The 21,376-nt window shown below is 58.6% G+C and carries 20 protein-coding genes; 14 read left to right on the top strand and 6 right to left on the bottom strand.

The genetic code is table 11. The annotated features are described in order from the left end of the window. Positions 1 to 66 precede the first annotated feature (66 nt). A complete protein-coding gene (locus FQ185_RS05055; RefSeq protein ID WP_149416540.1) occupies positions 67 to 1,056 on the top strand; it encodes an alpha/beta hydrolase family protein in 990 nt (329 codons plus the stop codon). Between the two features lie 52 nt (positions 1,057 to 1,108). Here the strand turns inward: FQ185_RS05055 and FQ185_RS05050 are convergent, their stop codons facing one another. Genes FQ185_RS05050 through FQ185_RS05040 form a run of 3 tightly spaced genes read right to left on the bottom strand, consistent with a single transcriptional unit; the run spans position 1,109 to position 3,565 of the window. After that, positions 1,109 to 1,876, bottom strand: coding sequence for a TerB family tellurite resistance protein (locus FQ185_RS05050; protein ID WP_149416539.1), 768 nt, complete (start codon positions 1,874 to 1,876; stop codon positions 1,109 to 1,111). A gap of 1 nt (position 1,877) precedes the next feature. Beyond that, on the bottom strand, positions 1,878 to 2,549 hold the full coding sequence (gene murU / locus FQ185_RS05045) for an N-acetylmuramate alpha-1-phosphate uridylyltransferase MurU (protein WP_149416538.1): 672 nt from the start codon (positions 2,547 to 2,549) through the stop codon (positions 1,878 to 1,880). After that, a complete protein-coding gene (locus FQ185_RS05040) occupies positions 2,546 to 3,565 on the bottom strand; it encodes an aminoglycoside phosphotransferase family protein (RefSeq protein WP_149416537.1) in 1,020 nt (339 codons plus the stop codon). The genes murU and FQ185_RS05040 overlap by 4 nt, the downstream gene beginning before the upstream one ends. A 130-nt stretch (positions 3,566 to 3,695) precedes the next feature. On the opposite strand from FQ185_RS05040, the gene FQ185_RS05035 reads away from it, so the two are divergent. The 11 genes from FQ185_RS05035 (at position 3,696) to FQ185_RS04985 (ending at position 17,890) form a co-directional block, all read left to right on the top strand. Then, entirely contained in the window at positions 3,696 to 6,494 is a 2,799-nt protein-coding gene (locus tag FQ185_RS05035; protein ID WP_149416536.1) for an LPS-assembly protein LptD, read from the top strand. Beyond that, positions 6,469 to 7,791 (top strand): peptidylprolyl isomerase SurA, encoded by a 1,323-nt coding sequence (surA, locus tag FQ185_RS05030; protein WP_178113489.1) that lies wholly within the window; start codon positions 6,469 to 6,471, stop codon positions 7,789 to 7,791. Before FQ185_RS05035 ends, surA begins: the two co-directional genes overlap by 26 nt. Next, positions 7,788 to 8,777, top strand: coding sequence for a 4-hydroxythreonine-4-phosphate dehydrogenase PdxA (pdxA, locus tag FQ185_RS05025; RefSeq protein WP_149416534.1), 990 nt, complete (start codon positions 7,788 to 7,790; stop codon positions 8,775 to 8,777). The genes surA and pdxA overlap by 4 nt, the downstream gene beginning before the upstream one ends. Next, a complete protein-coding gene (gene rsmA / locus FQ185_RS05020; RefSeq protein ID WP_149416533.1) occupies positions 8,774 to 9,592 on the top strand; it encodes a 16S rRNA (adenine(1518)-N(6)/adenine(1519)-N(6))-dimethyltransferase RsmA in 819 nt (272 codons plus the stop codon). The genes pdxA and rsmA overlap by 4 nt, the downstream gene beginning before the upstream one ends. A 123-nt stretch (positions 9,593 to 9,715) precedes the next feature. After that, a complete protein-coding gene (apaG, locus tag FQ185_RS05015) occupies positions 9,716 to 10,096 on the top strand; it encodes a Co2+/Mg2+ efflux protein ApaG (RefSeq protein ID WP_149416532.1) in 381 nt (126 codons plus the stop codon). Then, complete coding sequence (locus FQ185_RS05010) at positions 10,096 to 10,980, top strand: symmetrical bis(5'-nucleosyl)-tetraphosphatase (RefSeq protein WP_149416531.1); 885 nt, start codon at positions 10,096 to 10,098, stop codon at positions 10,978 to 10,980. The genes apaG and FQ185_RS05010 overlap by 1 nt, the downstream gene beginning before the upstream one ends. Positions 10,981 to 11,013: 33 nt before the next feature. Next, complete coding sequence (glpE, locus tag FQ185_RS05005) at positions 11,014 to 11,343, top strand: thiosulfate sulfurtransferase GlpE (protein ID WP_149416530.1); 330 nt, start codon at positions 11,014 to 11,016, stop codon at positions 11,341 to 11,343. A gap of 296 nt (positions 11,344 to 11,639) precedes the next feature. Continuing rightward, on the top strand, positions 11,640 to 13,562 hold the full coding sequence (locus FQ185_RS05000) for a PrkA family serine protein kinase (protein WP_008147199.1): 1,923 nt from the start codon (positions 11,640 to 11,642) through the stop codon (positions 13,560 to 13,562). 204 nt (positions 13,563 to 13,766) lie between these two features. Then, positions 13,767 to 15,038, top strand: coding sequence for a YeaH/YhbH family protein (locus FQ185_RS04995; RefSeq protein ID WP_149416529.1), 1,272 nt, complete (start codon positions 13,767 to 13,769; stop codon positions 15,036 to 15,038). Further along, a complete protein-coding gene (locus FQ185_RS04990; RefSeq protein WP_149416528.1) occupies positions 15,035 to 16,597 on the top strand; it encodes a SpoVR family protein in 1,563 nt (520 codons plus the stop codon). The genes FQ185_RS04995 and FQ185_RS04990 overlap by 4 nt, the downstream gene beginning before the upstream one ends. 63 nt (positions 16,598 to 16,660) lie before the next feature. Further along, complete coding sequence (locus FQ185_RS04985) at positions 16,661 to 17,890, top strand: multifunctional CCA addition/repair protein (RefSeq protein WP_149416527.1); 1,230 nt, start codon at positions 16,661 to 16,663, stop codon at positions 17,888 to 17,890. 82 nt (positions 17,891 to 17,972) lie between these two features. Here FQ185_RS04985 and folK read toward each other — a convergent pair whose 3' ends face one another. Together folK and folB are read right to left on the bottom strand one after the other, a co-directional pair. Next, a complete protein-coding gene (gene folK, locus FQ185_RS04980) occupies positions 17,973 to 18,491 on the bottom strand; it encodes a 2-amino-4-hydroxy-6-hydroxymethyldihydropteridine diphosphokinase (protein WP_149416526.1) in 519 nt (172 codons plus the stop codon). Continuing rightward, complete coding sequence (gene folB, locus FQ185_RS04975; protein WP_149416525.1) at positions 18,482 to 18,838, bottom strand: dihydroneopterin aldolase; 357 nt, start codon at positions 18,836 to 18,838, stop codon at positions 18,482 to 18,484. The genes folK and folB overlap by 10 nt, the downstream gene beginning before the upstream one ends. Positions 18,839 to 18,912: 74 nt before the next feature. On the opposite strand from folB, the gene plsY reads away from it, so the two are divergent. After that, on the top strand, positions 18,913 to 19,482 hold the full coding sequence (gene plsY, locus FQ185_RS04970; protein WP_149416524.1) for a glycerol-3-phosphate 1-O-acyltransferase PlsY: 570 nt from the start codon (positions 18,913 to 18,915) through the stop codon (positions 19,480 to 19,482). 23 nt (positions 19,483 to 19,505) lie between these two features. Here plsY and tsaD read toward each other — a convergent pair whose 3' ends face one another. Continuing rightward, positions 19,506 to 20,531 carry a tRNA (adenosine(37)-N6)-threonylcarbamoyltransferase complex transferase subunit TsaD gene (gene tsaD / locus FQ185_RS04965; protein ID WP_149416523.1) on the bottom strand — a complete coding sequence of 342 codons (1,026 nt, stop codon included), beginning with the start codon at positions 20,529 to 20,531 and terminating at the stop codon, positions 19,506 to 19,508. Between the two features lie 199 nt (positions 20,532 to 20,730). Between tsaD and rpsU the strand changes: the two genes are divergently transcribed. Continuing rightward, positions 20,731 to 20,946, top strand: coding sequence for a 30S ribosomal protein S21 (gene rpsU, locus FQ185_RS04960; protein ID WP_002551877.1), 216 nt, complete (start codon positions 20,731 to 20,733; stop codon positions 20,944 to 20,946). The last annotated feature ends 430 nt before the right edge of the window (positions 20,947 to 21,376 follow it).

Here is a 21,376-nt window from a genome sequence, read left to right as displayed (position 1 = left end):
TCACACACTGACAAATACTGACCAACCCATTAGGCTGCCGGAATAACTTCTGGCCTGGAATATCCGATGCCCCCTGTCTACCGCCTGGCACTGCCAGCATTGTGCCTGTCGCTGATCCTGCCTTGCGCCTTTTCCGTCGAGGCGGCCGATCCGGAACCTGCTGCGCAAACACCCGCAGAAGAAAAACCGGCGGAGCGTCAGCCGCTGCTTGAGCGTAGTCAGGAAGAAGCGGCGGCACTTGTGCGAAAAATCCCTGCTCAAGAACAGCAACAACTGCAAGCGGGCCCCGATACCTTTCTGGCCTTGTGGAAACCGGCGAATACCGCCGAACCCAAAGGCGCGGTGATTATCATCCCGGGCGCCGGCGAAACAGTTGACTGGCCGCAAGTAATCGGTCCATTGCGACATAAATTGCCCGACGCCGAGTGGAGCAGCCTGAGTATCACCTTGCCCGACCTGCAAAGCGATGCCATTGCGCCACGTATTGCAGAAGTCGCCCCAACGCCCAAAGCCCCTGACGCAGGCAGTAAAGACTCGACCACGGCAGCACCCATCGAGCAAGCGGCGGGCGGTGAAGCGGATGTGGCGGACAAGGCGATCGCCGAAACCACCGAGGAACAGGACAAAGCCGATGCCGAGCGCATCTTCGCCCGCATTGACTCTGCCATCGCCTATGCCGAACAGCAAAGCGCTCGCAGCATCGTGGTATTGGGTCATGGCACCGGTGCTTACTGGGCGGCGCGATACCTGAGCGAGAGGCAGCCATCGCAAGTAGAGAAATTCGTGATGGTCGCCGCGCAAACGCCCGTCAAGGCAAAACCCGAGCTGGTCGAATTGACGCCAACCTTGAAACTGCCTACTGCCGACATCTTCTATATGGATAAGCCGCAGGATCGCAATTTGGCGCTGGAGCGCTTGCAGGCCAGCAAGCGATTGAAAACTTCGGGGTTCAGCCAGGTGTCGCTCAAGGCGTTGCCTGGTAATACCAAAGCAGAGCAGGAACAGCTGTTTCGCCGGGTGCGTGGGTGGTTGAGTCCTCAGCCAGCGACAGACTGAACAACCGCGTTGCCCGCGATGGCGGCATCACAAACAACACCAACCTTCCCTGCTACCGAAAATCCCGCCGCTGACGAATCAACGTGTAGGCATTGTGCAGTTCGCGAGTCTTGTCGGTGGCCTCACGCACCTGCAACGCTGATGCACCACTGCCGGCAATCTTGTCTGGGTGATGGCGGCTGAGCAGACGCCGATAGGCACGTTTGATCTGCGCAGGCTCGCTGGTGGCGGACACGCCCAACAGTCGCAGGGCGTCCTGATAAGTCACAGTGCTGGTGACCAGTGGCCGTTTCTGCGGCGAGTAGTCGCTTGCCAACGCCTGTACTTGATGGGGCGTCCACCCCAGCCATTTGCCCCATTGGGCAATCAGCTCAAGTTCACTGCCGCCGGCACGACCATCAGCCCAGACCATCCGCCAACAGGCGCGCAAGACGCCTTCTGCCGCATGCGGTTGAGCACTCAAGCGGCGCAGATACCCGCGCAACCGGTCGTGTCCCGACTTGCCCCGATTGAACGCGGCAATCGCCCGGCGCTGCGCCGACTCGCTCATTTCCAGCGAACGCATTTCCTGACGAGCCTGCTGAATGTGGCCATCCAACACCCGCCCGTCGCACTTGGCCAGCCGTCCCAACAACACAAACAGCAACTCATCGTTGCGTAACACCGGGCGACCACCCAGCTTTTCTCGCAAGTGCCCCCAACTTCGCAGGTTCAAACGCCGATCCAGCGCCTGCCCCAACAAGGCGCCGAGCATGGCCCCCGGAATGCTGGCTATGGCAAAGCCCGCTCCGGCTCCAATCAGAGTCCCTGGCCACAGCATGTCAGCGTCTCGCTTCTATCAAAGTTTCAACTTCAGCCAGACGTTCATGAGTGCCGACATCCACCCAGTGTCCATTCAGGTGTTCGCCGGTTACTTGTCCATCGGCCATGGCTTTGCGCAGCAGCGGTGCAAGCTTGAAGGCGCCGGCCGAGCACCCGTCGAACAGCTGCGGATGCAGGACGGCGATGCCGCTATAGGTCAGGGTTGAGGTGTCCGGCAGACCGTCGCGCACGTGTCCGTCGACCAGACTGAAATCCCCGGTCGGGTGATGGGCCGGGTTGTCCGCCAACACCAGGTGAGCGAGCCCGACGATAGGCTGATGCAGAACGCTGAAGTCGTAGTCGGTCCAGATGTCACCGTTGACCACCACAAAAGCCTCATCACCCAACAGCGGCAATGCGCGGAAAATCCCGCCGCCGGTTTCCAGCGGCTCACCTTCCGGCGAGTACTGAATACGTACGCCGTATTGCGAGCCGTCGCCCAGGTAATTTTCGATCTGCTGGCCGAGCCAAGCGTGATTGATCACAACCTCGGTAAACCCGGCAATCGCCAAGGCCTTCAAGTGATACTCGATCAACGGCACACCGCCAGCGCGAACCAGTGGTTTTGGCGTGGTCAGGGTCAACGGGCGCATGCGCTCGCCTTTGCCTGCCGCCAGAATCATCGCCTTCATGCATTTGCTCCAGCGCGCAGACTGGCCAGCAACACATCCAGTTCAGCCAGTTCAGGACGACGGGCGATCACGGCGTCTATATAAGCAAAGAAACGAGGCACATCACCCAGGTACCGCGGCTTCCCATCGCGGTGGCAGATGCGGGCGAAAATGCCGATCACTTTCAGGTGACGCTGCACGCCCATCAGGTCGCTGGCACGCAGGAAATCCTCGAAGTCGGGTTGAACCGGGATCCCGAGATCGCCTGCCTGTTGCCAGTAATCTTCCAGCCAGCTGTGCACTCGTTCTTCGGGCCAACTGAGGAACGCGTCCTTGAACAGGCAGGTCACGTCGTAGGTCACGGGGCCATAGACCGCATCCTGGAAGTCCAACACGCCGGGATTTGGTTCGCTGAGCATCAGGTTGCGCGGCATGTAGTCGCGATGCACCAGGACTTTCGGCTGCTCCAAGGCACTGTCGATCAACAGGTCAGTGACGTTCTGCCAAAGTATTTGCTGAGCGGAATCGAATTCGATGCCCAACTCGCGCTTCACGTACCACTCGGGGAACAATTCCAGCTCGCGCCGTAGCAAGGCCACGTCATAACTTGGCAACGGTGCAACCATCGGCAATTGCTGAAAAGCCAGCAGTGCCTGCAGGGCATCCTTGAACAAATCGTCGGCATTTTCGCTGTCAATCACGTCCAGATAAGTCTTGTTGCCCAGGTCATTGAGCAAAAGAAATCCGCGTTCGAGATCTTCGGCGTAAATTTCCGGTACGTTAATTCCGGATTTCGCCAGTAAAAAAGCAATATCCACGAAGGGTTTACAGTTTTCCTGGGGCGGTGGCGCGTCCATTACGACGAAACTTCTGCCCTCGCCTTCCCAGCGGAAATAGCGTCGAAAACTCGCATCACTACTGGCCGCGGTCAACGTGGCCGGGGGTACGACGCCCCAGCCTTGTTCTGCAAAGAGGATAGCCAACTGCTGATCGAGCCAAACTTTCAGGTGTTGCAAACGTACATCTTGGTCAGGCATTGCAAGGGTCTCCGACGGCGCTAGCCGTCAAGCGGGTCATGCTTTATTATCCAGCATCTTTTTCAGACCATCGAGAGGCGTGCGGCCCACACCGCGGGCAGATGGCACGCAGGAAGCCCGGACTAATAAGATGGCATTGAAATCCCCCGCGTTTCGTAAAAAATTTCCGTTGTTGGTAACCGGCAGTCTGCTGGCCCTGCAACCTCTAGCCACTTCGTTCGTGGTCGCCGCGGAACAGTATGACTGCTCAGTCTCTGCTTCGGGTGCCTGGGACTGTGCGCCAAAAGCGCCTGCGGCGGCATTGCCACCGCGCCCCACCCATGACGGCAGCGCAGTCACCGCCAATGGCGAGCCTGCAGCCGAGACCGGCGCCAGCGAAGACACCGGTGCCAAGCCTGTTCTCGTTACCGAGTCCAAGGGCCGCGGCCTGAAGTCGCGTAGTGCAGACTACAGCCACCTCGACTGGGTTCCACGTGAGAACCTCACGGCAGCGCAATTGGCCGAAACCGGTCCTTACTGCGCTGGTTCCTATATCGAACCGATTCGTCCTGGCATGAATGACAAGACGAATAAAAGTGACGCCCCGACCTATCTCGGCGCCAAGGCCTCCCGCTATAAGCAGGATGAGCAGATCGCTACTCTGGCCGGTGACGTGGTCATGCGTCAGGGCAGCATGCAGATCGAAGCCGACGAAGCGAACCTCTACCAGGCCGAGAGCCGTGGCGAACTAAGCGGCAACGTGCGTGTTCGGGACAACGGCGCACTGATCGTGGGCGATCACGCCGATGTGCAGCTCGACACCGGTGAAGCCAAGGTCGACAACGCCGAATACGTGATGCACAAATCCCGTATCCGCGGTAACGCGCTGTACGCCAAACGTGCCGAGAACGCGATCATCCGCCTCAAGGATGGTACGTACACCACGTGCGAACCGAACAGCAATGCCTGGCAGCTCAAGGGCAACAACATCACCTTGAACCCGGCCACCGGTTTCGGTACCGCGACCAACGTGACGCTGCGGGTCAAGGACATTCCGGTTCTGTACACGCCGTACATTTACTTCCCGATCGACGACCGTCGCCAGTCCGGCTTCCTGCCGCCGACTATCGGCACCGGCACCGATACCGGCTTCCTGCTGGTCACACCGTATTACTTCAACCTGGCACCCAACTACGACGCCACGTTGTACCCGCGCTACATGAGCAAGCGTGGCATGTTGGTGGAAGGCGAGTTTCGCTACCTGACCCCGTCCAGTGAAGGTCAGTTCGGCGCTGCGTATCTCAATGACGAAGACACTGATCGCAGCAAGCAGACCGATTACCAGAAAAACCGCTACATGTATAACTGGCAGCACAAGGGTGGTCTGGATTCGCGGGTCCTCACGCAAGTCGACTACACCAAGATCAGCGATCCTTATTACTTCCAGGATCTGCAAACTGATCAGATTGGGGTGAAAAGCGAAGATTATGTGAACCAGCAGGGGTCTGTTACCTATCGCGGCGACAGTTACACCGCTCGCCTCAATGCCCAGGCGTATCAGCTGGCGACCGTATCGAACATCACTCCGTATAACCGTTTGCCGCAGATCACCTTCAACGGTGCACTGCCGTATCACCCGAACGGGCTGGATTTCTCGTACGAAACTGAAATCGTGCGATTTGACCGTGATCTTGAAACCGGCACCTTCACCGATGAAGACGGCGAAGTTTCCCCGCGTCTGGACACGAACGTCGCCGGCCTGGCGCGCGCCACTGGCGATCGTCTCAACCTCAAGCCAGCTGTCAGCCTGCCGCTGAACTGGACGTATGGCTTCCTGAAGCCATCGCTCAAGTACCAGTACACGCAGTATCAGCTGGATCTGGACGGTACCGGGAAAAACCAGGTTGCCGCGCAAAACGCGGAACAAGACAAACTCAACGGCACCTTTGGCACCAATCAGAATCGTGGCGTCCCGATTGCCAGCATCGACAGTGGCCTGTACTTCGATCGCGACACCCAATGGTTCGGCAAGAACTATCGCCAGACCCTTGAACCGCGCCTGTTCTACCTCTATGTCCCAGAGGAGGACCAGGAAGACATTCCAGTCTTCGACACCAGCGAATACACCTTCAACTATGCGTCGTTGTTCCGCGACAACCGCTTCTCCGGCGCCGACCGCGTCGGCGACGAGAACAAACTGTCGCTGGGCGTCACCAACCGCTGGATCGAAGACAATGGCTTCGAACGTCAACGCATCAGCGTCGGCCAAGCCTTGTACTTCAAGGATCGTGAAGTCCAGTTGCCGGGCATCGATGCAAAAACCCGCGACGATGCGCAGGCTAATGTCTCCCCGTATGCGCTGGAATATGAATACCGCTGGAACCGTGATTGGCGCACCACGGCCGATTACAACTGGGACCCGGACAGCCGCAGCCCTCGCTCAGGCAGCGCGATGTTCCATTACCAGCCTGAAGACAACCCGAACAAGGTCATCAACGCCGGCTATCGCTATCGCAACGATCAGGTCCGTTACGACCAGAACACCGGTAAATGGTCGGTGGGCGGTGGTGACTACGGCACCCCGGGCCAACCTGGCTACGTGAAGGACTACTACAAGATTCAGCAGCACGATTTCTCGGTGATCTGGCCGATCGTGCCGCAATGGAACGCTATCAGCCGCTGGCAGTATGACTACAACCGTAACCGTACCCTGGAAGCTTTCGGTGGTTTCGAGTACGACAACTGCTGCTGGAAACTGCGCCTGATCAACCGTTACTGGGTTTCGTATGACGAGTTCAGTCAGAACGCCCCGGAAAACGAAAAAGGCGACCACGGCATCTTCCTACAAATTGTTCTGAAGGGACTCGGCGGCCTCACCGGCGCCAAAGTAGAGAGCTTCCTCGACAAAGGCATCCAAGGTTATCGTGAACGTGAAGACCAAGCTTTCTGATTGTCTGCGCCCGCTGATGCTGGGCGCGCTGTTCCTGGGTACCGCGGCCAACGCCGCGGTACAGTCCATCGATAAAGTGGTGGCCATTGTCGACAACGACGTGGTCATGCAGAGCCAACTGGACCAACGTGTTCATGAAGTTCAGCAAACCATCGCCAAACGCGGTGCTGCCGCGCCGCCGCCCGGGGTGCTGGATCAGCAGGTGCTTGAGCGTCTGATCGTCGAAAACCTGCAACTGCAGATCGGCGAACGTTCCGGCATCCGCATTACCGATGAAGAACTGAACCAGGCTGTCGGCACCATTGCCCAGCGCAACAACATGACTGTGGATCAATTCCGCGCCGCCCTGACACGCGACGGTCTGTCTTATGACGACGCTCGTGACCAGATTCGCCGCGAGATGATCATCAGCCGTGTACGTCAGCGTCGGGTGGCCGAACGCATCCAGGTTTCCGAGCAGGAAGTGAAGAACTTCCTCGCATCCGACCTCGGCAAAATGCAGTTGTCCGAAGAGTTTCGCCTGGCCAACATCCTGATTCCTACGCCGGAAAGCGCCAACTCCGACGCCATTCAGAATGCCGCCAAGCAAGCCGACGCGGTTTACCAGCAGCTCAAGCAAGGCGCTGACTTCGGTCAGTTGGCTATCGCCAAATCCGCCAGCGAAACCGCACTGGAAGGCGGCGACATGGGCTGGCGTAAAGCCGCTCAATTGCCACCTCCGTTCGATCGCATGCTAAGCACTATGACTGTTGGCGACATTACCCAGCCAATGCGCACGCCGGGGGGCTTCATCATCCTGAAGATTCTCGACAAGCGTGGCGGTGAAACCCAGGTGCGCGACGAAGTGCACGTGCGTCACATCCTGGTCAAACCGAGCCCGATCCGCGACGAAGCAAAGACCAAGGCTCTGGCTGAGTCGCTCTACACCCGTATCGAAGCGGGCGAAGATTTCGGCGAACTGGCGAAAAGCTACTCGGAAGATCCGGGTTCTGCCCTCAACGGCGGCGACCTGAACTGGATCGACCCGAACGCGCTGGTCCCTGAATTCCGCGAAGTGATGGCCAAGACCCCGCAAGGTCAGCTGTCCAAGCCGTTCCAGACCCAATACGGCTGGCACGTCCTGGAAGTCATTGGCCGTCGCGCTACCGACAGCACCGCCCAGGCTCGTGAACAGCAAGCGATGACCGTATTGCGTAACCGCAAATACGACGAAGAGCTGCAATCCTGGCTGCGTCAGATCCGTGACGAAGCGTATGTAGAGATCAAACTCCCTGGTGCAGACCAGGCAGTGCAGTGAAACCCAAACGTTTCGCGCTGACACCCGGCGAACCGGCCGGCATAGGTCCTGACCTGTGCCTGCTGCTAGCCTCGCAGCCCCAGCCACACCCCCTGATTGCCATCACCAGCCGCGAGCTGCTCCTTGAGCGGGCCGCGCAGCTGGGCGTGGTTGTCGATTTGCTGGCGGTCACACCGGATAACTGGCCGGATGTACCCGCGCCAGCCAACAGCCTGTACGTCTGGGATACGCCGCTGAACGCCAAGGTCACCGCCGGGCAACTGGACAAGGCCAATGCGGCTTTCGTGCTGGAAACCCTGACCCGTGCCGGCCAAGGCTGCCTCGACGGGCATTTTGCCGGCATGATTACCGCGCCCGTGCACAAGGGTGTAATCAACGAATCCGGTATCGCCTTTTCCGGGCACACGGAGTTTCTCGCCGACCTGACCCATACCGCGCAAGTGGTGATGATGCTCGCGACGCGCGGTTTGCGCGTGGCGCTGGTCACTACTCACCTGCCCCTTCGCGAGATTGCCGATGCGATCACGCCGGAACGGCTGGAACGGGTTACGCGAATCCTGCACACCGATCTGCAAGAAAAATTCGGCATTGCCCAGCCACGCATCCTGGTATGCGGGCTCAACCCCCATGCCGGTGAAGGCGGACACCTGGGCCATGAAGAAATCGACATCATCGAACCTACATTAGAGCGCCTGCGCGGCGAGGGCATGGACCTTCGCGGTCCCCTGCCCGCCGACACTCTGTTTACCCCCAAATATCTGGAGCACTGCGACGCGGTGCTGGCGATGTACCACGACCAGGGTCTGCCCGTGCTGAAGTACAAAGGCTTCGGCGCGGCAGTCAATGTGACCCTCGGCTTGCCTATCATCCGCACGTCGGTCGACCACGGCACCGCCCTGGACCTGGCCGGCAGCGGCAAAATCGACACCGGCAGCCTGCAAGTCGCCCTGGAAACCGCCTACCAGATGGCCGAGACCCGTTTATGACCGAGCATTATCAACACCGGGCGCGCAAGCGTTTCGGCCAAAACTTCCTCCACGATGCCGGCGTTATCGACCGCATCCTGCGCTCCATCCATGCCAAGGCCGAAGATCGCCTGCTGGAAATCGGGCCGGGCCAGGGCGCCCTGACCCAGGGCCTGCTTAACAGCGGAGCCCAGCTCGACGTTGTGGAGCTGGACAAGGACCTGATCCCGATCCTCAACCAGCAGTTCGCCGGCAAGAGCAACTTCAGCCTGCATCAGGGCGATGCGTTGAAGTTCGACTTCACCAGCCTGAACGCAACACCGGGTAGCCTTCGAGTCGTAGGCAACCTGCCGTATAACATCTCTACACCGCTGATTTTTCACCTGCTGCATAACGCCAGCCTGATCCGCGACATGCACTTCATGCTGCAAAAGGAAGTGGTCGAACGCATGGCGGCAGGCCCTGGCGGCGGCGACTGGGGTCGCTTGTCGATCATGGTTCAGTATCACTGCCGGGTTGAACATTTGTTCAACGTTGGTCCGGGCGCGTTCAATCCGCCGCCGAAGGTCGATTCGGCCATCGTGCGCCTGGTACCCCACGCGGTACTTCCGCATCCAGCCAAAGATCACAAAGTGCTGGAGCGCGTCGTTCGCGAAGCGTTCAACCAGCGCCGCAAAACCCTGCGTAACACCCTGAAGCTGCTGCTGAGCAACGCCGAAATCGAAGCCGCTGGCGTCGATGGCAGCCTGCGTCCCGAGCAACTCGATCTGGCCGCCTTCGTGCGCCTGGCCGACAAGCTCAGCGAACAAGTCCTACAGAAGCCTGCGGACATCTGACTGTCCTTAAGCGTTATCGGGTAGGACGCCAGACGCGATGTCTGGTTTACTACCCGATACTTGGCCTAGACTGAAATCCATCAGCTACGCCCCGCGTCCCGCTTCGTTTTTAAGGCCTCTTGCATGTCCGATCCTCGTTATCAGGTCGACGTCAGCGTCGTCACCCGCTATCTGGCAGAACAATCGCAACCCGAGCAAAACCGCTTTGCTTTCGCCTACACCATCACCGTGCACAACAATGGCGAGTTACCGGCCAAGCTGTTGTCGCGGCACTGGGTGATCACCGATGGTGACGGGCATGTCGAAGAGGTTCGCGGTGCTGGCGTTGTTGGCCAGCAACCGTTGATCAAGGTGGGCGAGAGCCACACCTACAGCAGCGGTACGGTCATGACCTCCAAGGTCGGTACGATGCAGGGCACCTATGAGATGGTCGCCGACGACGGCAAGCACTTCGACGCCATCATCGCTCCATTCCGTCTGGCGGTGCCCGGAGCCCTGCACTGATGGCGACGTATGCTGTCGGCGACTTGCAAGGCTGCCTTGAAGCCCTGCAGTGCCTGCTCAAAAAAGTCGCCTTCGACCCGGCAAAGGATCGTCTGTGGCTGGTGGGCGATCTGGTCAACCGCGGCCCGCAGTCTCTGGAAACCTTGCGCTTCCTCTATAGCATTCGCGAATCGCTGGTGTGCGTGCTCGGCAATCATGACCTGCACTTGCTGGCCGCCGGGCAAAACATCGAACGCCTGAAGAAGGCTGACACCCTGCGCGAGATTCTGGGAGCGCCCGATTGCGCGCAATTGCTGGAATGGATGCGCCAGCAAAAGCTCATGCACTACGACGAACAGCGCGACACTGCCCTGGTCCATGCGGGCATACCGCCCCAGTGGTCGCTGCGCAAGGCCTTGAAATGTGCCGCCGAAGTCGAGACTGCGCTGCGCGACGACAACCTGTTCCCCGCCTACCTCGATGGCATGTACGGCAACGATCCGGCGAAATGGGACAACGCCCTCACAGGTGTGACACGCCTGCGGGTAATCACCAACTATTTCACCCGCATGCGTTTCTGCACCGCCGAGGGCAAGCTGGACCTCAAGAGCAAGGAAGGTCTCGACTCTGCGCCACTGGGCTACAAACCCTGGTTCCAGCACAAGGAGCGCAAGACCAAAGGCCTGAAGATCATCTTTGGCCACTGGGCCGCGCTGGAAGGCAACGTCCAGGAACCAGGCATTTCGGCCCTCGACACCGGCTGCGTCTGGGGCGGCGCCCTGACGCTGATGAATGTCGACACCGGTGAGCGCCTGTCCTGCAAATGCGACGAGCATGGCCATGCTGCCGTACCACCAGTCGCCCCACGAATTTCCGAACAATCGTCAGCCAGCGCCCCGCGCTAGACTGCGCTTTCAGCCGAGCCACAGGAGCCCGCCATGAGCGAATTCAAACGTATCCCCCCGGAACAGGCCCAAGCCCTGCGCGAACAAGGCGCGGTGGTGGTCGATGTCCGCGATCCGGCAACTTTTGCTGCACTGCACATCGCCGGATCGAAGCATCTGGACAACGTTTCCATCTCGGATTTCATCCGTGCCGCCGATCTTGATGCACCGATTGTGGTGGTCTGCTATCACGGTAATTCCAGCCAGAGCGCGGCGGCGTACCTGATCAGCCAGGGCTTCTCCGACGTCTACAGCATGGATGGCGGTTTCGAGTTGTGGCGTACGACTTATCCTTCGGAAACGGCGCAAGGCAGTTCCGAATAATTTTTTTGTAACGCGCAAGCCCCGGCCCCCGCGGGCTCGCGCGGTGGCAGACGAACGGTCTGCCACAACTAATTACGTATCTCGCCTTTACCTCCCGAATAAGCAACTATCCTTAAGCGCAGGCCATCCAAAACAGGGGAGAGCCGGTACACCGGCGTGCGGGTCATCGGGAGTAGCTTTCGGGGTCGTCAGCTTCGAAAGAGTTCTGGGGGGTAAACAGCGACTGCATATTCGGTCGCTGCCAGCATCGACTGAATGATCCGGCGTCGGCTCCACGTATCGAGCGAGGTGACGTCATGAGTATCTTTAGCCACTTCCAACAACGCTTCGAGTCCACACGCCAGGAAGAACTCTCGCTGCAAGAGTATCTTGAACTGTGCAAAAGCGACCGCAGCGCCTACGCCTCCGCCGCCGAGCGTCTGTTACTGGCCATCGGCGAGCCGGAGCTCCTCGACACCTCGGCCAACTCGAGGCTGTCGCGAATCTTTTCCAACAAGGTAATCCGCCGCTATCCGGCCTTTGAAGACTTCCACGGGATGGAAGAATGCATTGACCAGATCGTGTCCTATTTCCGTCATGCCGCTCAGGGTCTGGAAGAGAAGAAGCAGATTCTCTATCTGCTCGGCCCAGTGGGTGGCGGTAAATCGTCCCTGGCCGAGAAGCTCAAGCAGCTGATCGAAAAAGTGCCCTTCTACGCGATCAAGGGCTCGCCGGTGTTCGAATCACCTCTGGGTCTGTTCAACGCCACCGAAGATGGCGCGATCCTCGAGGAAGACTTCGGCATTCCACGGCGCTACCTCAACACCATCATGTCGCCATGGGCGACCAAGCGCCTGGCCGAATTCGGCGGCGACATCAGTCAGTTCCGCGTGGTGAAACTCTATCCGTCGATCCTCAACCAGATCGCCGTGGCCAAGACCGAACCGGGAGATGAAAACAACCAGGACATCTCGGCACTGGTGGGCAAGGTCGATATCCGCAAACTCGAAGAATACCCGCAGAACGACGCCGACGCTTACAGCTACTCGGGCGCACTGTGCCGGGCCAACCAGGGCCTGATGGAATTCGTCGAAATGTTCAAGGCGCCGATCAAGGTGCTGCACCCATTGCTGACCGCCACCCAGGAAGGCAACTACAACAGTACCGAAGGTCTGGGGGCGATTCCGTTCACCGGGATCCTGCTGGCCCACTCCAACGAATCGGAATGGCACACCTTCCGCAACAACAAGAACAACGAAGCCTTCATCGACCGGATCTACATCGTCAAAGTGCCGTACTGCCTGCGGGTCAGTGACGAAGTGAAGATCTACGACAAGCTCTTGTTCAACAGTTCGCTGGCCAAGGCTCACTGCGCGCCTGACACCCTGAAGATGCTCGCCCAGTTCACCGTACTGTCGCGCCTCAAGGAGCCGGAAAACTCGAACATCTACTCCAAGATGCGCGTGTATGACGGTGAAAACCTCAAGGACACCGATCCGAAGGCCAAGTCGATCCAGGAATACCGCGACAACGCCGGTGTCGACGAAGGCATGAACGGCCTGTCGACCCGCTTCGCGTTCAAGATTCTGTCGAAGGTGTTCAACTTCGATCCGCACGAAATCGCCGCCAACCCGGTGCATTTGCTCTACGTGCTGGAACAGCAGATCGAACAGGAGCAATTCCAGGCCGAGACCCGCGAGCGTTATCTGCGCTTCCTCAAGGAATACCTGGCACCGCGTTATATCGAATTCATCGGCAAGGAGATCCAGACCGCTTACCTCGAGTCTTACAGCGAGTACGGCCAGAACATCTTCGATCGCTATGTGCTGTACGCCGACTTCTGGATTCAGGACCAGGAATACCGCGACCCGGAAACCGGAGAAATCCTCAACCGCGTAGCGCTGAACGAAGAACTGGAGAAAATCGAAAAACCGGCTGGCATCAGCAATCCGAAGGATTTCCGCAACGAAATCGTCAATTTCGTACTGCGCGCCCGAGCCAACAACAACGGCAAAAACCCGACCTGGCTCAGCTACGAAAAACTGCGGGTGGTCATCGAGAAGAAAATGTTCTCCAACACCGAGGACCTGCTGCCGGTCATCAGCTTCAACGCCAAAGCCAGCAAAGAGGATCAGCAGAAGCACAACGACTTCGTCACACGGATGGTCGAGCGGGGCTACACCGACAAACAGGTACGACTGCTGTCCGAGTGGTACCTGCGGGTCAGAAAATCACAATAACCCGCTGCCGGTCAGACCGGTTGTCGTCAGCCAGAGGCCTGTGTACGCATTTTCTGTTACACAGACCTCTGGAAGGTGTTCGAAAGTCGGTAGCGAGGTTCAGGCAGCGTCCAAAAGCGCTTGGGGGAGCGTGAATATCCCTTGGCACCGGTCCGATGTTGCATAACCGCTCGCCCCTTTCAGGACAGCTTCTAAGGAGCAGTCATGAGCTATGTGATCGACCGACGTCTCAATGGCAAGAACAAGAGCACGGTGAACCGTCAGCGGTTTCTGCGGCGTTACCGTGATCACATCAAAAAGGCTGTCGAAGAGGCGGTCAGCCGGCGCTCCATTACCGATATGGAACACGGCGAACAGATCAGCATCCCCGGCCGCGACATCGACGAGCCGGTGCTTCACCACGGTCGCGGTGGCAAGCAGACCGTCGTGCACCCGGGCAACAAGGAATTCACCAGCGGCGAGCACATTGCCCGCCCGCCCGGAGGTGGCGGCGGCAGAGGCCCCGGCAAGGCCGGCAACTCGGGCGAAGGGATGGACGAATTTGTCTTCCAGATTACCCAGGAGGAATTCCTCGAATTCATGTTCGAGGACCTTGAGCTACCGAACCTGGTCAAGCGTAACCTGACCGGTACCGACACCTTCAAGACCGTTCGTGCAGGGATCAGCAACGAGGGCAACCCGTCGCGGATCAACATTATCCGCACCCTGCGCTCGGCCCATGCACGGCGAATCGCCTTATCCGGCAGCAGCCGGGCAAAATTACGCGAAGCCAAGGATGAACTGCTGCGACTCAAGCGGGATGAACCGGACAACTTCGGCGATATTCAGGAAATCGAAGCAGAAATCGAAAAACTCAGCGCGCGCATTCATCGCGTGCCTTTCCTCGATACCTTCGACCTCAAGTACAACCTGCTCATCAAGCAACCCAACCCCAGCTCCAAGGCGGTGATGTTCTGCCTGATGGACGTATCCGGCTCCATGACCCAGGCGACCAAGGATATCGCCAAGCGGTTCTTCATCCTGCTGTACCTGTTTCTCAAGCGTAACTACGACAAGATCGACGTCGTGTTCATCCGCCACCACACCAGTGCCCGGGAAGTGGATGAAGAAGAGTTTTTCTACTCCCGCGAAACCGGCGGCACCATCGTTTCCAGCGCCTTGAAACTGATGCAGGAGATCATGGCCGAACGTTATCCGAGCAACGAGTGGAATATCTATGCCGCCCAGGCCTCCGACGGCGATAACTGGAACGACGACTCGCCGATTTGCCGCGACATCCTGATCAACCAGATCATGCCGTTCGTGCAGTACTACACTTACGTTGAGATCACCCCCCGCGAACATCAGGCCCTGTGGTTCGAGTACGAACGCATTGCCGAAGCCTTCTCAGACACTTTTGCCCAGCAACAATTGGTCTCGGCCGGCGATATCTATCCGGTCTTCCGTGAACTCTTCCAGCGCAGGTTAGTGACATGACCGCCAAAGAGCAGAAGCGCCAACCCATTTCCACCGGCTCCGAATGGACATTCGAGCTGATCCAGGCCTACGACAAAGAAATCAGTCGTCTGGCGGCCCGTTATGCCCTGGATACCTACCCCAACCAGATTGAAGTGATCACCGCCGAGCAGATGATGGACGCCTACGCCTCCGTCGGCATGCCGCTGGGTTATAACCATTGGTCCTACGGCAAACACTTCCTCAGCACCGAGAAGTCCTACAGCCGTGGGCAGATGGGGCTGGCCTACGAGATCGTGATCAACTCTGATCCGTGCATCGCCTATCTGATGGAAGAAAACACCATCTGCATGCAGGCATTGGTCGTTGCCCATGCCTGCTACGGGCATAACAGCTTTTTCAAAGGCAACTACCTGTTCCGTACCTGGACTGACGCCAGTTCGATCATCGATTACCTGGTGTTCGCCAAGCAGTACATCATGCAGTGCGAAGAGCGCCACGGTATCGATGCGGTGGAGGACCTGCTGGATTCCTGTCACGCCCTGATGAACTATGGGGTCGATCGCTACAAACGTCCGTATCCGATCTCCGCCGAAGAAGAACGTCGCCGGCAAAAGGACCGGGAAGAGCATTTGCAGAAACAGATCAACGACCTGTGGCGGACCATTCCAAAGGGTGCGGACAAGTACAGCGACAAGGACAACGCGCGCTTCCCCGCCGAACCTCAGGAAAATATCCTCTACTTCATCGAAAAACACGCACCACTGCTTGAGCCATGGCAGCGGGAAATCGTGCGGATCGTGCGCAAGATAGCCCAGTATTTCTACCCACAACGCCAGACTCAGGTGATGAACGAGGGTTGGGCCACGTTCTGGCATTACACCCTGATGAACGACCTGTATGACGAAGGACTCGTCACCGATGGCTTCATGATGGAATTTCTGACATCCCACACCAGCGTGGTCTATCAACCCGGCTTTGACAGCCCCTACTACAATGGCATCAACCCCTACACCCTGGGTTTTGCCATGTACCGGGACATCCGCCGCATGTGTGAACACCCTACCGAAGAGGACTATCGCTGGTTCCCCGAGATTGCCGGCACCGACTGGCTGTCGAGCATCAAGTTCGCCATGAGCAGCTTCAAGGATGAAAGCTTCATCCTGCAGTACCTCTCACCCCAGGTGATCCGTGACCTGAAGCTGTTCAGCATTCTCGATGACGACCAGAAGGACGACTTGCTGGTGCCGGCCATTCATGACGAAGGTGGCTACCGCATCATCCGTGAAACGTTGGCGGCGCAGTACAACCTGGGCAATCGCGAACCCAACATACAGATCTACAGCATTGACCGGCGCGGCGACCGCTCCCTGACCTTGCGTCACCAGCAACACGACCGCAAACCGCTGGGAGAATCCACCGAGGAAGTGCTCAAGCACCTGCACCGTCTCTGGGGCTTCGACATTCACCTGGAAACCCTGCAAGGCGACCAAGTGATGAAAACCCACCATGTTCCGCCCAGAAGCGAGCATGCTGAAGGCGATTACGGCCGACTGGACCTTGCCGTCATCCATCTTTGATTCTGTTTCTGCCTCCGTTAGTTCGACGCAAAGGTTATTCTGTCGAGCTAATGGAGGTTTTTTATGCGGATTTATAAAGTTGGCGGTGCGGTACGCGATCGCCTGCTGGGCAAGCCTGTCACCGATATCGATTGGGTCGTGGTCGGCGCCACCACCGAAGAAATGCTCGCCAAGGGCTTTCGCCCGGTGGGCGCCGATTTCCCGGTATTTCTTCACCCCAAAAGCGGTGAGGAATACGCCCTCGCCAGGACCGAACGCAAAAGCGGACGCGGTTACGGCGGTTTTACCTTTCACGCCAGTCCCGAAGTTACCCTCGAAGAAGACTTGATCCGTCGCGACCTGACGATCAATGCCATGGCTGAAGACGATCAGCAGCATCTGACTGATCCGTACGATGGTCAACGCGATCTCGAAGCACGTGTTCTTCGCCACGTTTCTCCGGCGTTTGCCGAAGATCCTCTCCGTGTTTTGCGTGTTGCCCGCTTCGCCGCGCGCTATGCGGAACTGGGTTTCACCGTCGCGGACGAAACCCTGGAGCTGATGCGCCAACTCAGCGAATCAGGCGAACTGGAGGCCTTGACCGCGGAACGCAGCTGGAAAGAAATCTCCCGCGCACTGATGGAAAATAAACCACAAGTGTTCATTGAGGTGTTGCGCAAGTGTGGCGCGCTCAAGGTGTTGATGCCAGAAGTCGACGCGTTGTTCGGCGTACCGCAACCCGAAGCTCACCATCCGGAAATCGACACTGGCGTGCACACTCTGAGCGTGTTGGAGCAAGCGGCGCTGAACAAACAACCGCTGACCGTGCGCTGGGCCTGCCTGCTGCATGACTTGGGCAAAGGATTGACGCCCGAGGAGGAATGGCCGCGGCACATTGCTCACGAGCACAAGGGTTTGAAGCTGATCAAAGCGGTCAACGAACGCTTCAAGGCGCCGAAAGATTGTCAGGAACTGGCGCTGTTGGTGGGCCAATATCACACCCACGGCCATCGCGCCCTGGAGCTGAAGGCGTCGACTTTGCTGGAGTTGTTGCAGAGTTTTGATATCTACCGCCGACCGCAGCGGTTCGAAGAATTTATCGCGGCGTGCGAGATGGACGCGCGCGGGCGCAAAGGTCTGGAGCAGCGAAGTTATCCACAGGCGGATTATTTGCGCGGTGCAGCGACTGCGGCTCGGAGCGTGGCGGTTCAGCCATTGCTGGAGAAGGGGTTCAAGGGGCCGGAGCTGGGCGAGGCAATCAAGCGCGAACGACTAAAGGCGTTGAAAGCCTACAAAGAAGCGGCGTCAGCCTGAAAAGCATCGCGGACAAGCCCGCTCCCACAGGTACGGCGTCGACCTTGTGGGAGCGGGCTTGCCCGCGAAGGCGTCATCCGCATCACAACAGTTTTGAAGGGGTCAGCTGCTCACCGCGCCACTCAAACGCCACCGGCGCCAACACCTGATCGATCTGTGCTTCGCTCCACAACGTCGCAAAGCTTTTGCCTACGCCCGGATGCACCCTGTCCGGCGCAATCAACGACAACGGCCACAGCACGAAGGCATTTTTCAGAATTTCGGCGCGAGGGAGGATCAATCCATCGAAATTGCCGACCAGATCGCCGAACAGCAAAACGTCGATATCCAGCGGCAAACCCTTGCGGTCCGGCGCATAACGGCCGTTGTCTGCTTCGATGAATTTCAACCGGCGGTCCAGCTCCATCAGCGACAGGTCGGTGTAAGCCGAAATCACGAAGTTGAAGAACGGTCCGCTCTTGATCCCCACCGGCTGGCTTTCGAACACCGCAGAGCAGCGCATATCCACCAGAAAGCCCGCCAAGGCTTCCAGCGCGGCCTGCAAATGGGATTCACGCTCGATATTGCTGCCGAGCCCGAGATACACCTGAGTCAGCGACATCCGCGCTCGATCTCCACGCCCACACCGCCAGTGGCGGCCGGGACAGCACCCGGCTTGGTCAGCTTGAGGCGCACCCAGGTGATTTGGAATTCGCTCATCAGCACTTCAACCAGACGCTCGGCAAAGGTCTCGACCAGCTGGAACTGCGCCTGCTCGGCAAAAGCCTGGATACGCGACGAAACGCTCGCGTAATCGAGTGCCAGTGTCAGGTCATCACCAGCGGCGGCCGGGCGATTATCCCAGGCGAAACTCAGGTCAAGACGCAAGCACTGTCGGATGCCTCGTTCCCAGTCGTAGGCACCAATCACGGTGTCGACTTCCAGGCCCTCGATAAACACTCTGTCCAAGCACTTTTCTCCGCTGCACGACAAGGGCGCAATGCGCCGTTAGAATCAGGGCGTCCTCGCCCGGAATAGTTAGCATGTTTTGGTTATTGGCGACTCTCGCCTACCTGCTCGGCTCTCTGTCCTTCGCCATTTTGCTCAGCCGCCTGACGGGTACCCCCGATCCGCGAATGAGTGGCTCGGGCAATGCCGGCGCTACCAACATGTTGCGCCTGGCTGGCAAGAAACTCGCCGTCCTGACCTTATTCGGTGACCTTTGCAAAGGCCTGCTGCCAGTACTGATCGCAGGTTTCGCGGGCCTTTCGCTGCAAGAACAGGCCTGGATCGGCGTCTGCGCCGTCATCGGTCATCTGTTCCCGTTGTACTTTCGCTTCCGCGGCGGCAAGGGTGTCGCCACCGCTGCCGGAATGTTGCTGGGCCTCTACCCGCCAGCCTTACTGCTGGCGGTATGCGCCTGGCTTCTGACGTTCTACCTGACCCGTACCAGCTCACTGGCGGCCTTGATCGCAACGCCTCTGACCCTGCCGCTGCTTGCATGGCAGGAACCGGCGGCACTGCTGCCCATGAGCGCACTCACGGGCCTGATCGTCTGGCGCCATCGTGGCAATCTACGCGACCTGTTTGCCGGGCGCGAACGGCATTTTTAAATACCGCGCATGAGCTCCGCTCATCACAACCCCGACAATTGCTCCATTGGCCAGCGCGCCTGCACGCTGATTGCCAGGCTTTCGTGCTGCCCGGCCTGCAAGCGCTGGCAGCCAGCAAACGCAATCATCGCGCCATTGTCGGTGCAGAACTCGGGACGGGCATAAAACACATCGCCCTTCATGTCGCCGAGCATTTTCTCCAGTGACGTGCGCAGTGCCTTGTTGGCGCTGACGCCCCCAGCGATTACCAGACGCTTCATACCAGCCTGTTTCAGGGCACGCTTGCACTTGATGGTCAAAGTCTCCACCACGGCCTGCTGGAACGCCAGTGAGATGTCGCAACGGGCTTGATCGCTGTCGTCCCCGGCTTTGACACTCTGCTGCCAGGTGTTCAAAGCGAAGGTTTTCAAGCCGCTGAAGCTGAAAGCCAGGCCCGGGCGGTCGCACATCGGACGCGGGAAGAGGAAACGTCCTGCAACCCCTTGCTCCGCCAGCCGAGCGATTTCCGGACCACCCGGATAATTGAGGCCCATCATCTTGGCGGTCTTGTCGAAAGCTTCGCCCGCGGCGTCGTCCAGGGTCTCGCCCAAGAGTGTGTATTGGCCGATTCCATCGACCTGAACGAGCTGCGTATGACCGCCCGACACCAACAAAGCGACGAACGGAAATTCCGGCGGTTGCGACTCCAGCATGGGGGCTAGCAAGTGACCTTCCATGTGGTGCACACCCAGGGCGGGAATGCCCCAGGCAAAGGCCAGCGCCTGAGCGCAGGAAGCGCCTACCAGCAAAGCCCCGACCAGGCCAGGACCCGCGGTGTAGGCAATGGCGTCGATCTCGGTCGGCACGCAGTCGGCCTCGGCCAACACCTGACGAATCAAGGGCAGCATGCGTTTGACGTGATCGCGCGAGGCCAGCTCCGGCACTACGCCGCCATAGGCGCGATGCAGGTCTATCTGGCTGAACAGCGCGTCGGCCAGCAGGCCGCGTTCACTGTCGTAAAGTGCGACACCGGTTTCGTCGCAGGAGGTTTCTAATCCCAGTACTAGCATGGGTTTGCGCCTTGTTTAGGCTGAATTCGAAGGCGCGCATAATAGTCGCCATGGGATGCCCCGACTAGCGGTTTTCGATCAGAGGCTTTGCATTCCGGGCGATGAGGGGTTAACATCCGCAACCCTTAAAAACCGACGTCTTCAAGTGCTCTTTTGCCACGAGGATGTTGACCCCGGTAATGAATGAAGGTAGCTCTGGATGCCAGCCGTCAAAGTAAAAGAGAACGAACCCTTCGACGTAGCTCTGCGTCGTTTCAAGCGCTCCTGCGAAAAAGCCGGTGTACTGGCTGAAGTTCGTAGCCGCGAATTCTACGAGAAGCCTACTTCTGAGCGTAAGCGTAAAGCAGCAGCCGCTGTTAAGCGTCACGCCAAGAAAGTTCAGCGCGAACAGCGCCGCGCCGTTCGTCTGTACTAATACACAGACGTTCGTAGCAAGCTTCTGCCAAGCCCGGCCCTCAGCCGGGCTAATGGCATTTGCGGACATCGCTTGATGCTTCACCGTCGAAGCCGCAGACGCGACCGAGACAAACTTGCTTCACAGCGTCAGACCTGGCTCTTTTGCCAGCGGTGCACGTCTTTTCTGACGAGCCTTCCAAGGCTACTGACGAGCACACCCACTGATTCCTCTCACGACGATCAGCCCAAGGCACCTTCTTGCGTGCCAGCTTATGAGCTATCCGAGACCATCGACTGGTCGCAGCGGATTTCAGCGCAATACTTTCAATTAGTCGAATACTGATTGGTACTAACGTCAGTGGATTTTCGGCAGATACACTTCCCGACAGCGATTACGCAGACGACACCGGTCGAGCCGCACATTTTGCGCGCCTCAAACAACGACCCGC

This window comes from Pseudomonas sp. ANT_H12B, assembly GCF_008369325.1.
In the GTDB taxonomy this organism is placed as follows: Bacteria; Pseudomonadota; Gammaproteobacteria; order Pseudomonadales; family Pseudomonadaceae; genus Aquipseudomonas.
The sequence above is the reverse complement of the archived record's forward strand: the minus strand, read 5'-3'. Positions and strand labels throughout refer to the sequence as shown.

Coding starts and splice junctions, on each gene's coding strand:
- FQ185_RS05050 (WP_149416539.1), bottom strand. CDS start 1,876: ATGCTGTGGCCAGGGACTCTGATTGGAGCCGGAGCGGGCTTTGCCATA.
- FQ185_RS04990 (WP_149416528.1), top strand. CDS start 15,035: ATGACCGCCAAAGAGCAGAAGCGCCAACCCATTTCCACCGGCTCCGAA.
- FQ185_RS05040 (WP_149416537.1), bottom strand. CDS start 3,565: ATGCCTGACCAAGATGTACGTTTGCAACACCTGAAAGTTTGGCTCGAT.
- rsmA (WP_149416533.1), top strand. CDS start 8,774: ATGACCGAGCATTATCAACACCGGGCGCGCAAGCGTTTCGGCCAAAAC.
- plsY (WP_149416524.1), top strand. CDS start 18,913: ATGTTTTGGTTATTGGCGACTCTCGCCTACCTGCTCGGCTCTCTGTCC.
- FQ185_RS04985 (WP_149416527.1), top strand. CDS start 16,661: ATGCGGATTTATAAAGTTGGCGGTGCGGTACGCGATCGCCTGCTGGGC.
- FQ185_RS04995 (WP_149416529.1), top strand. CDS start 13,767: ATGAGCTATGTGATCGACCGACGTCTCAATGGCAAGAACAAGAGCACG.
- glpE (WP_149416530.1), top strand. CDS start 11,014: ATGAGCGAATTCAAACGTATCCCCCCGGAACAGGCCCAAGCCCTGCGC.
- FQ185_RS05035 (WP_149416536.1), top strand. CDS start 3,696: ATGGCATTGAAATCCCCCGCGTTTCGTAAAAAATTTCCGTTGTTGGTA.
- folK (WP_149416526.1), bottom strand. CDS start 18,491: ATGTCGCTGACTCAGGTGTATCTCGGGCTCGGCAGCAATATCGAGCGT.
- FQ185_RS05000 (WP_008147199.1), top strand. CDS start 11,640: ATGAGTATCTTTAGCCACTTCCAACAACGCTTCGAGTCCACACGCCAG.
- rpsU (WP_002551877.1), top strand. CDS start 20,731: ATGCCAGCCGTCAAAGTAAAAGAGAACGAACCCTTCGACGTAGCTCTG.
- tsaD (WP_149416523.1), bottom strand. CDS start 20,531: ATGCTAGTACTGGGATTAGAAACCTCCTGCGACGAAACCGGTGTCGCA.
- apaG (WP_149416532.1), top strand. CDS start 9,716: ATGTCCGATCCTCGTTATCAGGTCGACGTCAGCGTCGTCACCCGCTAT.
- murU (WP_149416538.1), bottom strand. CDS start 2,549: ATGAAGGCGATGATTCTGGCGGCAGGCAAAGGCGAGCGCATGCGCCCG.
- FQ185_RS05055 (WP_149416540.1), top strand. CDS start 67: ATGCCCCCTGTCTACCGCCTGGCACTGCCAGCATTGTGCCTGTCGCTG.
- FQ185_RS05010 (WP_149416531.1), top strand. CDS start 10,096: ATGGCGACGTATGCTGTCGGCGACTTGCAAGGCTGCCTTGAAGCCCTG.